At 39.6% G+C, this 15980-nt stretch carries 1 protein-coding gene; it reads left to right on the top strand.

The genetic code is table 11. From position 1 onward, the window contains the following. Positions 1 to 295 precede the first annotated feature (295 nt). Entirely contained in the window at positions 296 to 15799 is a 15504-nt protein-coding gene (locus tag EO119_RS07395; protein WP_126941259.1) for an ESPR-type extended signal peptide-containing protein, read from the top strand. Positions 15800 to 15980 lie beyond the last annotated feature (181 nt).

Here is a 15980-nt window from a genome sequence, read left to right as displayed (position 1 = left end):
ATACTAATTTAATATGCATATTATAAATGGCTTGTATTCTTTTTATTTGTTGTATATAATTTTATGCATAATGTAATATTAGGTATATTAGTCAATGAAGGAAACTAGAGTGCTAGTTTAAGTTTGCTAATATATCTTATATAATTTTTATCAGTAGAAGATAACAATACCATAGTTTATGAGCTATAACTTAAAAAATAGGTGAAGTTATAGTTTTTTGTGTTTCCTATATAAAAGACAGTAATAATATTAAAATCATATGCATATAGATGATAAATGAAAGGTGAGGAAGTAAATGGCATTAAATCGCATTTATAAAGTTGTGTGGAGTAAAACAAAGGGCTGCTACGTAGTTGTATCAGAACTAGCAAAACGAGTGGGTCGTAATAAGGCGAAAGCTATTGTCATTAGCTCTGCAGCTATGGCTATGGCGGTGAGTCCTGTGATGGTAAACACAGTAGGGGCGGCCATTAATAATGCAGGCACAGGTAGCGATACCAGTGTCGCTTTTGGAGGAACTTCATCAGCTAGTGGTAATAATGCAGTGGCTGTTGGGACTGAATCTCAGGCTACTCAGAACAATGCAGTGGCGGTAGGTAGAAAATCAAAAGCTATAGGCGATAGTGCTACTGCAATAGGGCTTGATGCACAAGCATCAGGGAATTTGTCGGAAGCGATTGGTGTTGCTGCTAAAGCAAGTGGTGAGCAAGCTGTGGCTATATCTGCTGGTAGTAATGCACAGGGAAAGCGATCTCTCGCTATAGGACAAAATTCTAATACAAACGCAAACGGAGAGGATGCGATCGCTCTAGGTACAAATTCAAAGGCTACAAGTTCCAATACTGTAGCCCTTGGTAGAAATACACAAGCGGCTGGGCAGCGCTCAATGGCATTTGGTAATGAGGCAAAGGCTACAGCGAATGATACAATTGCTTTTGGTTCATCTAGCGAAGCAAAGAAAGACAATGATATTATCATTGGCAAAGAAGCTAAAAGCCGTGATGAAGGGGGTGGATATAGTATTGCTATAGGCTATAATTCCACAGCAGGTTCTACCAAAACAGGAGCAGCTACTGATGTAACAAGTACAAATACAAATGCTGCTGCAGGTGGCGTGGCGATCGGGGTATCATCTTATACGGGGGTTAATAGAAATAATGCTGCTATTAACTCTTCCGTAGCTATTGGTGCTGGTGCTGGCGCGGGGTTCCGTGCGATTAATACAGACGGCATACCAACGGGCAATGGTACTGATCCTGATAATAATGCAACTGTACTAGCTAAGGCTTTTGGTAACACATCGACAGAAGCAGGAGATAAGGATGCAGCAAATCGATTTAACTATAAAGGAGTAGATATTAATGAAGGTACTGCAGTTGGTCGTAATACCCGCGCTATCGGGGACCAAGCGGTAGCCTTAGGTGCTCAGTCGATAGCAGGTCAAGGTGCGATTGCCATTGGGGGTAATGATATTACTCAATTTGCAAATGCTAGCTATTTTATGTCAAATAAAACTAATTTTGGCGTGACAGAAGTGTCTGATCATGATCAAAGTGGAACGTTAGCTAGTAAAACCATTAGTCAAAAGTACCAAGAACTTGTTGGGGCTGCTTTAAATACATCATATCAAGCTACATATGCGCAAAATGGATCTACTGTCATTGGTATGCAAGCTCATTCTACTACTCCATTGGGGGTTGCTATCGGTACGAATGCATTAGTTCGTAAGGGGGCCTATGGCGCCACGGCTATTGGATCTGGTTCCGCTATACAAGCAAATGCGGAAGCTGCAGTAGCCATCGGTATGGGTTCCTGGGTAAATGGCAAGTTTGGTGTAGCTGCAGGTACTGCTTCAAGGGCAGAACAATCCGCGGTAGCCACTGGTTATAAAGCAGATGCAGGTGTGTCTGCTGTATCTGTTGGTGATGAGTCTAAAGCAGTTGCATCCTCCGTTGCAGTCGGTCAATTGGCAAAAGCTGAAAAAACAGCAGATATTGCGGTAGGTCAAGGCGCGGTTGCTTCTGGTAAACAAGGTGCCATTGCTATGGGTCTTGGAACACAGGCACAAGGTGATTCCTCTATCATGATCGGTGGTTCTGAAATTACCGAGGTAGCTAATCAACGAGTAAGTTACCAAAAAGAGAAAATAGGTGCTGATGGAAAAGCTCTCATCAAAACTGAGAAAAAAACAGAAATGATTGGTGGCGTACCAACAGATCGTACTGTACGATCCGTTGTCATGGAAAACACATCTGGTACTATTCAACAAGCCTATGGGGAATTAACGAATGGTGACATCTTAAATACAACTCGCTTAGATTATTCTTCGGCGGCAAATAGAAATGGTCATGGTTCTATTTCTATGGGGGTTCATTCTTTATCTACTGGAGATTTAGGGACAGCCATTGGTACTGGTGCTCGTGTCACAAAATTAGGTGGTGTGGCCCTAGGTACAGGTGCTATTTCTGAACTGCAAAATGGGGTGGCTATCGGTACAGGTTCTAGAGCTGATTCTAGATCGATTGGTACTCGTCAAACAGATATTTCCTATGATGAAGAAGGCCATATTGTTCCATTTGACAGTAAAAAGGTAGCTTATACATTCTATTGGGCAGGTGGCTCAAATACTTCTGAAGGTGACGTAGTATCTTTTGGCTCGCCAGGGGCAGAACGTCAATTGAAAAACGTAGCAGCTGGCCGTATTGCGGACGATTCCACGGATGCTATTAATGGTTCTCAGTTGAACTCCGTTACAAAACGTATGTCTAATGGTTGGTCTGTAGAGGCTGAAAAAGATAAAACTAGCTCTGGTGTATTGAAATTAAATGGAGCGCTAGCTACAAAAGGAACTGAAGTACATTCTGCGAATGGTAAAACAACGACACGAAAAAACCCTGGAACAGCTACAGGCAATGTCGATAAGATTCGCCTTAATGATGAAGTAAAAATTCGTGTAGGCGATAATTTGGTTTTACATCAAGAAGATGCATCTAGACCAGTGTATGAAGATCCAGACAATCCGGACCGTCAAACTGGAACACGTGTAACGTCTAAATTCACCTATTCCTTGAATCCAGAATTAACGGGATTAAAAAGCGCTCAGTTTAAAAATGATGCAGGCGATACGACTGATATTAATGGTGCTGGGGTGACAGTCACTCCAGTAACTACGGGAAAACAACCCGTTTCGTTAACTACGGCAGGTTTGAATAATGGTGGTAATGCGATTTCCAATGTGGCAGGTAATTTACCGAGCACTAAAAATAACGATGCTACTACAGGGGCAAGTAATGCCACTACATCCCAAGCAGCCCCAACGTTAGGGAATGCTGCTAATCAAGTAAATCCGACGAATGCAGCGACAGTATCTGACGTGTTGAATGCAGGTTGGAATTTACAAGGTAATAACAAAGCTGTAGATTTTGTGAAGCCTTATGATACTGTGAACTTTGTCAATGGAGATGGCACGACAGCTACTGTAGAAAGTACAGATGGTAAAACATCTACTGTGAAATACAGCGTAAACCTTGGCGATGGCTTGAAAAAAGATGATGCGACCAACAAAATCACTGTAAACGCAGCTGACAAATCTTTAACAGTAGGAACAGATGGAGTTAAGGTAAACCCAGGAGATAAGTCATTAAAAACAACAGATGCTGGTTTAACCGTCAATACAGCTGATAAATCCTTAGAAGTAACAGATGCTGGCTTAAAGGTCAAAGCTGGAGATAAAACGTTAACTACTGATGAAAAGGGTTTAAAAGTAAATACTGGTGAAATTGAATCTGTTACTACTGGTGCTAACCCGGGCACTGTGAAAGTAAAAGATGGTGATACTGGTAAAGTAGCTACCGTAGATTCTGTAGTTAATGCTGTAAATAGTGCTGCTTGGATTGCGACCTCTGAGAAAACAGCCGTTGGTGAGTTAGGTGCAACACCAACAGATCAATCTGTGAAAGCAGGCGACAAAGTTACTTTTGAAGCAGATAAAAACATTAAGATTACACAAGCAGGTAGTAAATTTACTTTTGCTACTAGAGATGACGTATCTTTCAATACTGTACAAGTAGGTGGTAGTGAAGGGCCTAAATTTGCTAAAGCAGCTGATGGTTCTATTAAAGTATCTGATAAAGATGGTACAGAACCTGTAAAAATTACAAATGTAAAAGATGGCGATATCTCTGCAGATTCCAAAGATGCTATTAACGGTAGTCAATTCCATAAGCTAGCGAATAATACTATCCAATTAAAAGGCCAAACAGGTGATAATGCTGCTACTGAAACTAAGAAACAAGAGTTAAATAAAAAAGGTGGAATCGCTTTCACTGTTAAATCTAGTGATGGTACTTTACTAGAAGTAAGTGCAGCAGAAGATACGATTACATTAACTCCAAAAACAGCAAACCTAACAACAGGAGCTGATGGCGTGCCAACAGCGAATACGACAAATGGCAAATTGGTGACTGCTGATCAATTGGTGAATACCTTAACAGAAATGGGTTGGAAAGCGACAGCAGATAAAGATGGTTCTGGTACCGTGTCTGGCGCTGCTTCAGAGTTAATTAAAGCAGGTAATACAGTAACTTTCAAAGCTGGTGATAATTTAGCTGTTAAACAAGATGGTAAAAACTTTATCTATTCCTTACAAAAAGAATTAACTGGTCTAACAAGCGCTGAATTTAAAAACCAAGCTGGTGATAAAACTGTAATCAACAGTGATGGCGTGACAATTACACCTGCTACTAATGGTAAACAACCAGTATCTTTAACAAAAGATGGCTTAAATAATGGTGATAACCCAATTACTAATGTAGGCGGCAACTTAGATGGTGCTAAAACAGGTACAAATGCACCAACAACTAGCGCAACAGCCCCAACATTGGGAACAGGAACTGACCAAGTAAACAAAAACAATGCAGCCACAGTAGGTGACGTATTAAACGCTGGTTGGAACTTACAAAATAATGATGCAGCGAAAGATTTCGTGAAACCATATGACACTGTGAACTTTGTTAATGGTGAGGGTACAACAGCTGTCGTAGAAACGACAACAGATCAGGCAACCTCTAAAATTAAATACAATGTAAACACTGGTAATGGTTTAGAAAAAACTACAGATAACAAAATTACTGTAAAACCAGGAGATAAGTCTTTAGAAGTAACTGATGCTGGTGTTGCAGTAAAAAAAGCGGATCAGTCTTTAGAAGTAACTGATGATGGCTTAAAAGTTAAAACCGATAATAAAACAATTACTACAGGTAAAGATGGTCTTACTGTTAATACAGGTACTGTGAATGCTGTTGAACAAGGCGATAAAAAAGGTACCGTGGAAGTACCAACTGCTGACGCAGGAAAAATTGCTACTGTAGATACAGTTGCTAAGGCTGTGAATAATGCTGCTTTCACATTGAAAGCGAGTGCTAATGGTGGTACAAGAAATGCAGGCAGTGGTGTTACTACCGATGGTGAATCCATTAAAGCAGGTAGTACTATAGAAATGATCGCTGGTAAAAACCTAGATGTAAAACATGATGCGAATGGTAAAATCACATTTGCTACGGTAGAGAATCCTTCTTTCAACACTATTCAAGTAGGTGGAGATCAAGGACCAAAATTATCTAAAACAGATGATGGTAATATCAAAGTATCTGACAAAGATGGTACAAACCCAGTCAATATTACGAATGTGAAATCTAATCTGCCTGATACGCAAAATAGCGATGCTCCTAACACAGCGACAAACCCAAGTAATGCTACTAAATCACAAGCAGATCCAACATTGGGAACATCTGCTAACCAAGTAAATCCAGCAAATGCAGCTACTGTTGGTGATGTGTTAAACGCAGGTTGGAATTTACAAGGTAATGGTTCAGCGGTGGATTTCGTAAAACCGTATGACACAGTGAACTTTGTAAACGGTGTGAATACGTCAGCTGTTGTATCCACTGTGGACGGTAAAACAAGCAATGTAACATATAATGTCACAGGCTTACCGATTACCTATACTGATAAAGATGGTAATCCAGTATCTAAAATTGGCGATAATTTCTACAAAGTTAATGACAAAGGTCAACCATTAGATGCTAAAGGCAATCCAAGCACGAAGGTGAATAAAGATGGTAAACCAGTAGATGATGCAGGTAATGTCATCGATCCGATTAATACAACTAATAATCCTGTAAAAACATCCTTAGTGAATCCAGCACCTGAAGCTAATAAAACAGGCACAACAAGTCCTACTACATTGGATAATGTGACAAGCAAGTTGGAGAATTATAAAGCTGATCCAGTGAATGGTAAAGAACCAGCTAAAAATAGTTTGCGAGATTTAACGAATACAAATGTAACGGATAACACAGTGGCAACAGTCGGAGATATCCGTAATATGGGTTGGATTGTATCTTCTGATAAAACAACAGGTGCTAATGGAACAACAACTGCCACTGAATATTCGGAGGCTGTAAAAAACGCTAATGAGGTGAGATTTGTTGGCGAGGGAAGTGCTATTGTATCTGGTAAAACAGATGACAAAGGTGTACGTACAATTACTGTAAAAGTAGATAGTCAAACAGGTCTCAATAAAACAGTGACTCCTGTGAATTACACGAAAGCAGATGGTACTAAAGTATATCCTCAAGAAGTAGATAATGGAGATGGAACTAAGACAGTTAAATTCTTTGAAAATCCAGATGGTACGGGCAAGGAAATTCCAAGCACAGACGTCATTACTTCTGTGAACGGACCAAAAGGAACAACTACTCCAGCAACATTGTCTAATGTAAAATCTAACCTTCCTGATACGAAGAATAACGATGCTACAACAGGTCCAAGCAATGCTACCACAGCTCAAACAGCACCAAATACAACGAATAAATCTGGCAATGATTATGTAAATCCTAACAATGCCGCTACAGTATCCGATGTATTGAATGCAGGTTGGAACTTACAAGGTAATGGTACAGCCGTAGATTTTGTGAAACCATATGATACAGTTAATTTTGTAAATGGGTTGAACACTACAGCTGTAGTGTCTACAGTAGATGGTAAGACAAGCAATGTAACGTATAACGTAACAGGCTTGCCTGTGACATATACAACAGAAGATGGTACACCAGTGACTAAAATTGGTGACAAATACTATAAAGTTAACGATCAAGGTCAACCAGTAGATGATACAGGTGCGCCAGTTACGAAGTTCAACAAAGATGGTAAGCCACTTGATGCAAATGGACAGGAAGTTCCTGATGTGAATATCACAGATAAACCATTAAAAACATCCTTGGTAAACCCAGCGCCTGAAACTAACAAAACTGGTACAACAAGTCCAACATCCTTGAGCAATGTGAAAAACAACATTCCAACAGTAAATGATGAAGATAAAACAGCTCATAAGGCAGATGGAACTGCAATTGGTGGCAAAAACAATACAGAAGCGCCAATTACAGCAGGAGATGCAGCCAACTTGTTGAAACCTATTGTGAATGGAGCGCTAAATCCTAACTTTGTAGGCAACAACGCAGCTACAGTATCCGATGTATTGAACGCTGGTTGGAATTTACAAAACAATGGAACAGCGAAAGACTTCGTGAAACCATATGACACTGTAAACTTCGTGAACGGTGGTAATACAACAGCTGTAGTGACAACGAATGCTGCAGGTACTGCAAGCGATGTGACTTTCAACGTAACAGGTTTGCCTGTGACATACACAACAGAAGATGGTGCACCAGTATCTAAAGTAGGAGATAAATACTACAAAGTTAACGATAAAGGTCAACCTATCAGTGATGCAGGTAAACCAGCAGTAGGCACAAATAATGATGGTAAATTGGTTGATGAAAATAACAATGTAATTGAACCAGTTGATACAACAAAACCATTAAAAACTGCGTTAGTTAATCCAACACCAACAGGAGATAAACCTAATACAACAACAGCTACACAATTAGGAAATGTAACATCTGGCTTGGACAAATATGGTGATACAGTAGATGGAAAAGAAGTTCCAGGTTCTACAAAAGCGAATAATGGCTTAGTAGATTTATCCAAACCAGCAAATGGAGATGCACCAAAAGTAAGCGATAACACAGCTGCTACTGTAGGTGATCTACGTAACATGGGTTGGATTGTATCTTCTAACAAAACAACAGGCGAAAATGGTGCAGTGACTACTGATGAATACTCTGCAACAGTGAAAAATGCTAACGAAGTGAAATTTGTAGGCGAAGGTACAGCTGTCGTATCTGGTAAAACAGATGACCAAGGTGTTCGTACAATCACTGTAAAAGTAGATGACCAAACGTCTACAAACAATGCGGTAACACCTGTGGTGTACACAGATAAAGATGGTAAACAAGTATATCCAACTGGTAAAACAGATAAAGATGGAAACCAAATCTTCAATACTAAACCAGATGGAAAAGGAGAGAATGTAACAGGTCCTGTTAAAACAACAATTAATGGACCAAAAGGTACAAATAGTCCGACATCCTTGAACAATGTGAAGAACAACATTCCAAATGTAAATGATGGTTCTAAAACAATTACAGATGCAGATGGAAATGAAAAACCAGCAGCGGGCGATGTAGCAAACATCAACAAAGCTCCATTAACAGCGACAGAAGCAGCTGAATTGTCTAATCCTAAGACAAAAGATGGGCAGCCAAATCCTAAGTACATTGGCAACAATGCAGCCACAGTATCTGACGTATTGAACGCAGGTTGGAATTTACAAAACAATGGCACTGCGAAAGACTTCGTGAAACCATATGACACTGTAAACTTCGTGAACGGTTTAAATACAACAGCGGTTGTAACAACATCTGATGATGGTACAACAAGCAATGTGACATACAATGTAACAGGCTTGCCTGTGACATACACAACAGCAGATGGTATACCAGTATCCAAAATTGGAGATAAATTCTACAAAGTAAATGACAAAGGTCAACCAGTAGATGAACAAGGTAACCCAAGCACGAAAGTGAACAACAATGGAGAACCTATCGATGGTAATGGCAATGTGATCAACCCAATTGATACAGCGGCAAAACCATTGAAAACATCCTTGGTAAACCCAGCACCGGAAACTAATAAAACTGGCACAACAAGTCCAACAACTTTGGATAATGTAACTAGCAAATTAACAAATTATAGTGACCCAGAAGTTAATGGTAAAGCGCCAGTTCGTAATAACTTAGTAGACTTGTCTAAACCAGAACAAGGTGAACCGAATGTAAGCGATAATACAGCCGCTACTGTAGGTGATCTACGTAACATGGGTTGGATTGTATCTTCTAACAAAACAACAGGTGAAAATGGTGCAGTCACTACTGATGAATACTCAGCAACAGTGAAAAACGCTAACGAAGTGAAATTTGTAGGCGAAGGTACAGCTGTCGTATCTGGTAAAACAGATGACCAAGGTGTTCGTACAATCACTGTAAAAGTAGATGACCAAACGTCTACAAACAATGCGGTAACACCTGTGGTGTACACAGATAAAGATGGTAAACAAGTGTATCCAACTGGCAAGAAAGATAAAGATGGTAACCAAATCTTCAATACTAAACCAGATGGAAAAGGCGAGAATGTAACAGGTCCTGTTAAAACAACAATTAATGGACCAAAAGGAACCGCAAGTCCAACATCCTTGAGCAATGTGAAAAACAACATTCCAGCAGTGAATGATGCTGATAAAAAAGTAACAAATGCTGATGGAACAGATAAACCAGATGCAGGTAATGTAGCAAACATTAACAAAGCTCCATTGACAGCAGAAGAAGCAGCGGACTTGTTGAAACCAACAACAAAAGATGGCAAATCAAATCCTAACTTCGTAGGCAACAATGCAGCCACAGTATCTGACGTATTGAATGCGGGTTGGAATTTACAAAACAATGGCACTGCAAAAGACTTCGTGAAACCATATGACACAGTAAACTTCGTGAACGGTTTAAATACAACAGCGGTTGTAACAACATCTGATGATGGTACCACAAGCAATGTGACATACAATGTAACAGGATTGCCTGTGACATACACTACAGCAGATGGTACACCAGTATCCAAAATTGGAGACAAATACTACAAAGTTAATGAACAAGGTCAACCATTGGATTCCAATGGTAAGCCAGCTACAAAAATCAATGAAAATGGAGTGCCTGTGGGTGAAGATGGACAACCAATTTCTGAAGTTAATATTACAGATACTCCATTAACATCTAAATTAGTGAATCCAAATGCTAAAAATACAGATGCTGAACCAAATAAGAAAACTACAGATCCTACACAATTAGGAAATGTAACATCTGGCTTGCAAAAATATGGTGATACAGTAGATGGAAAAGAAGTTCCAGGTTCCACAAAAGCTAACAATGGTTTAGTTGATTTATCTACACCAACAGATGGGTCAAAACCTAAAGTAAGCGACAACACAGCTGCTACAGTAGGTGATTTGCGTAATATGGGTTGGATTGTATCTTCTGACAAAACAACAGGTGAAACAGACAAGGCCTATACAGATACAGTGAAAAATGCAAATGAAGTGAAATTTGTAGGCGAAGGTACAGCTATCGTATCTGGTAAAACAGATGACAAAGGTGTACGTACAATCACTGTAAAAGTAGATGACCAAACGTCTACAAATAACTCAGTTACACCTGTTAATTACACAAAAGCAGATGGTACTAAGGTATACCCTAAGACGGTGACAGATCCAAAAACAGGTAAAGAAGAAGTTAAATTCTTTGAAAATCCAGATGGATCTGGTGCAGAAGTTCCAAAAGGTGATGTGGTTACATCTATCAATGGACCAGAAGGCACAACAAGCCCAACTACATTGAAAAATGTGAAAAATAACATTCCAAATGTAAATGATGGCTCTAAAACAATTACAAATCCTGATGGTACAGAAAAAGCAGGTGATGTAGAAAATATTAACAAAGCGCCATTAACAGCAGAAGAAGCAGCAGCATTAGCAAATCCAAAAACAAAAGATGGACAAGCTAATCCGAAGTACATTGGCAATAATGCAGCTACAGTATCTGACGTATTGAACGCAGGTTGGAATTTACAAAACAATGGAGCAGCCCGTGACTTTGTAAAACCATTCGATACTGTGAACTTTGTAAACGGTGTGAATACGACAGCCGTGGTGACTACATCTGAAGATGGAACCACAAGCAATGTGACATACAATGTAACAGGATTGCCTGTGACATACACTACAGCAGATGGTACACCAGTATCCAAAATTGGAGACGATTATTATACAGTGAATGATAAAGGTCAACCAATTGATGCAAATGGTAAGCCAAGTACGAAGGTGAATAAAGATGGTAAACCTGTGGATGAAAATGGAAATGTTATCAAACCAATCGATACAACTGCAAACCCATTAACCTCTTCTTTGGTGAATCCAAATGTTAAAAATACAGATGCTGAACCAAATAAGAAAACTACAGATCCTACACAATTAGGAAATGTAACATCTGGCTTACAAAAATATGGTGATACAGTAGATGGAAAAGAAGTTCCAGGTTCTACAAAAGCTAATAATGGTTTAGTAGATTTATCCACACCAACAGATGGGTCAAAACCTAAAGTAAGCGACAACACAGCTGCTACAGTAGGCGATTTGCGTAATATGGGTTGGATTGTATCTTCTGACAAAACAACAGGTGAAACAGACAAGGCCTATACAGATACAGTGAAAAATGCAAATGAAGTGAAATTTGTAGGCGAAGGTACAGCTATCGTATCTGGTAAAACAGATGACAAAGGTGTACGTACCATCACTGTAAAAGTAGATGACCAAACGTCTACAAATAACTCAGTTACCCCTGTTAATTACACAAAAGCAGATGGTACTAAGGTATATCCTAAGGCTGTGAGAGATCCAAAAACAGGTAAAGAAGAAGTGAAATTCTTTGAAAATCCAGATGGATCTGGCGCAGAAGTTCCAAAAGGAGATGTGGTTACATCTATCAACGGACCAGAAGGGACAACAAGCCCAACTACATTGAAAAATGTGAAAAACAACATTCCAAATGTAAATGATGGCTCCAAAACAATTACAAATCCTGATGGTACAGAAAAAACAGGCGATGTAGAAAACATCAACAAAGCGCCATTAACAGCAGAAGAAGCAGCAGCATTAGCAAATCCAAAAACAAAAGATGGACAAACAAATCCGAAGTATATTGGTAACAATGCAGCCACAGTATCTGACGTATTGAACGCAGGTTGGAACTTACAAAATAATGGAGAATCTCGTGATTTTGTAAAACCATATGATACAGTGAACTTTGTCAATGGTCTTGGTACCACCGCAGTGGTAACAACTCGTGAGGATAACACGGCAAGTGATGTTACATTTAATGTAAAAGCAGCTAATGGTTCTGTAACGGTTGACGAAAATGGTGTAAAAGTAACTACTGGTGAAATGAAGCCAGCAGTAGGTACGGATAATAAGGAAACAGGAGCTATTGCTACCCCTGCAGATCCAGCTACAGCTAAGCAATTAAAAGAAACCTTAGCAGCTGCTGAAAAAGACTTGTCTGCAGCAAGAGCAGCTTTAAAAGAAGCAGAAAAAGCATTAGCGGCAGATCCAAAAGATCCAGCATTACAACAAACGGTGGCAGATAAGAAAGCTGATGTAGCTGCTAAACAAACACCAGTAGACGCAGCTCAAAAAGCGCATGATGAGGCAGGATTGAACAAAGTGGCTACCGTACAAAATGTAGCGGAAGCGATTAACAATGCGGGCTTCAACTTGAAAACATCTGCTGACGGGGGAGAAAAACTTACTGGAACTAAGGATGATGGGGAGTTAATTAAACCAAGCAATACTGTGGAAATGGTAGCAGGAAATAACTTGACTGTGAAACAGGATGCAAATGGTAAAATTACATACGCTACGAAAGATAATGTGACTTTCACAAATGTGGATACAGGCACGTTGAACGTAGGTAGCCCAAATACTTATACAGATGGTAAAGGTAATACGTACACGAAAGTGGGCGACAACTATTACAAACCAGCTGATGTAGTGAATGGCGCTCCAAAACCAGGTGCAACACCAGTGGATGTAACAACAACACCTGTTACACCAGTGAGCCCTGTGACAATGAAAGCAGAAGCGGCAAAACCAGCTACGAATAATGCATCAGATGCACAACCATCTTCCGCATTAAATGTCACATCTAAGGATGGTAAACCAACTCAAATTACAGGTGTAGGTTCCACGTTGAACATTAAAACTGTAGATACTACACCAGCAGGTACAGCGCCAGGTGCTACTCCTAACACAACACAAGCAAACTTAGTTGATTTGGAAGGTACAGCCGATGCACCTGTGAATAAAAACGCAGCAGCTACGGTAGGTGACCTACAAAATATGGGCTGGGTTGTATCTGCCAAAGATGGCAATGGCTACAAAGATGTGGTGAAAAACGCAAATGTAGTTGACTTCAAAGGCGGTAAGGGTATTGAAATTACTGGTAAAACATTGACTGATGGCACTCGTGAAATTACGGTAGGTATCAAAGAAGGGGAAGTTACGAATAAAGTAACGATAACTGATGCAAAGGGTACAAAAACTGATGCAGTTAAAATTGGAGATAACTACTACAAAGTAGACAAAGATGGTAAACCAATAGGATTCGAAAAAGGTCCAGATGGTAAACCAGCAGGTACTCCATTGAAGGTTGATCCTAAGACTGACAAAGTAACGAATGCAGGCGCAGGCTTTGTGACTGGTAATACAGTGGCTAATGCAATCCAAGATTCTGGTTGGAATGTAGGTATTGGTTCTACTGATAAAGACTACAGTAAAGATGCAAAAGTGTACGACAAGGTAAATCCAAATGACGATGTGAAATTTGCAAATGGAGCTAACACGAATGTATCTATGGTGACTGTGGACGCTCTTAATGAGGATGGTACTAAGAAAGCAACTACATTTGTCAAAGTAGATGTGAATAGAGATCTTAAAATTGATTCTGTCACAACTGGCGGCACAGCAGTTGATAAAAATGGTAACAACCTTGTGAAAGTGGGCGATGATTACTATAAAGAGTCCGACATTGATCCAGTGACAAAACAACCAAAACCTAATGCAAAACCAGTTCCAAAAGCTGATGTGACACCTGCCAAAGATGGTGCGATGATCGTGAAAAATGCTGACGGCAAAGATGTAGTGTCTGCAACAGTTGGTAAAGATGGTAGCGGTGCCTTCGCAGTCAAAGGCAAAGATGGTAAAGACGGCATTTCCATGACAGCGAAAGATGGACAAGGTGCCATCGGTGTGAATGGTAAAGATGGTGCTACTACAACCATAAAAGGTGATACGATTACTATCAAAGATAAAGATGGTAACACTAACACAAGTACACCAACATCTAATGAGTTGAAAGATACTAAGGGAAATACCAATACATCTACAGCAGACAAAATTGAGCTAAAAGACAAAGCTGGTAATACCAATACAAGTACTCCGACAACCAATGTATTGAAGGATACAAATGGAAATACAAATACTTCTAATGCTGCAGGAACTACTTACAAAGATAAAGATGACAATACAGCTGTAGTAGGACCTAAGGAAATTGCTTTAACTGATAAATCTGGTGATAATAAGGCATCATTCACCAATAAAGATTTAATTTTTAATGCAAAGGATCCAAAAACTGGCGTAGAAAAAACATCGCATGTATCTGGTGATAAGATTGCCTTTAGTACCACTGATGAAATGGAAAAAGTATTCGATAAAGATGGTAAACCAGTTATCGATCCTGCTACTGGAAAACAAAAAGAAGTAGTAAAAATGGAAAAAGTATTCGATAAAGATGGTAAACCAGTTATCGATCCTACTACTGGAAAACAAAAAGAAGTGATTAAAAATCCTGGCAACTCTACGGAGTATACGAACGAAGGATTGAAAGTCATTCCAAATAGTACAGTAGCTCGTGATGCAAATGGAAATCTTACATATGTAGATGCAAACAATGAGCCTGTCATGAAAGACAAAGATGGTAACTTTGTGTATATGGGTAAAGATGGAAAACCAGGCGAGAAATATGCGGGTGCTGTAGGAGCTTTGAAACCTAATGTAGTAGATAATACGCGAGTTATTTCCTTCGGTATGGATAAACCAGTGTTGGATAAAGATGGTAAGCCTGTAACTGGTCCAGATGGTAACCCAGTGATGACAGAAGGTATCTCCGCAGGTATGCAACAAATGCACAATCTTGCTCCAGGAACGAAAGATACGGATGCAGTTAACGTGTCTCAATTACGAGGTACAACGATCAATATCAACAATCGTATTAATCGTTCTGGCGCACAAGCGGCTGCATTAGCTGGATTACAAACTATTCAATATGATCCATTAGAGCCAACTCAAGTGTCTGCAGGCCTAGGATACTATCAAGGTGCTAGTGCGTTAGCTCTTGGAGTGAACCACTACAAAAATGAATCTACTTTATTCCATCTAGGTGCTTCCTTTAATGGATATGGTAGTGAAGTGATGGCCAATGCTAGTGTGACTTGGAAATTTGGTGCTCGTGCTGATGAAACAGCTGTGAAAGACACATTCCGTCAAGGACCAATCAGTGCCTCTTACACATTACAAGATAAGGTATCTGCCTTAGAAGCACAAAATCAAATCCAAAAGGACCAATTAAATGAATTGCGTGCTACCAATGCTGCTCAAAAAGCAGAAAATGAAGCACAACGTGAAGAATTGGCTCTTGTAAAAGCACAAGTAGCAGAACTGTATAAACTGTTGAAAGGTTAAACTGAACGATAATGAAGACTATTGTTCATTGTAGACAGTTATACTAGAACAATACAGTGTAATAGAAGAACCTGAATCTCAGTGAGATGAGATTCAGGTTCTTTTTTATGGCTCTTTGTCAAATGTGGGGGCTACTCATGTAAAAGCTTTTAGCGCTAGCTATGGAAATAGCTAGTGCTAT

This window comes from Veillonella sp. CNR 79/14, assembly GCF_003992185.1.
Taxonomy (GTDB): Bacteria; Bacillota; Negativicutes; order Veillonellales; family Veillonellaceae; genus F0422.
The sequence above is the reverse complement of the archived record's forward strand: the minus strand, read 5'-3'. Positions and strand labels throughout refer to the sequence as shown.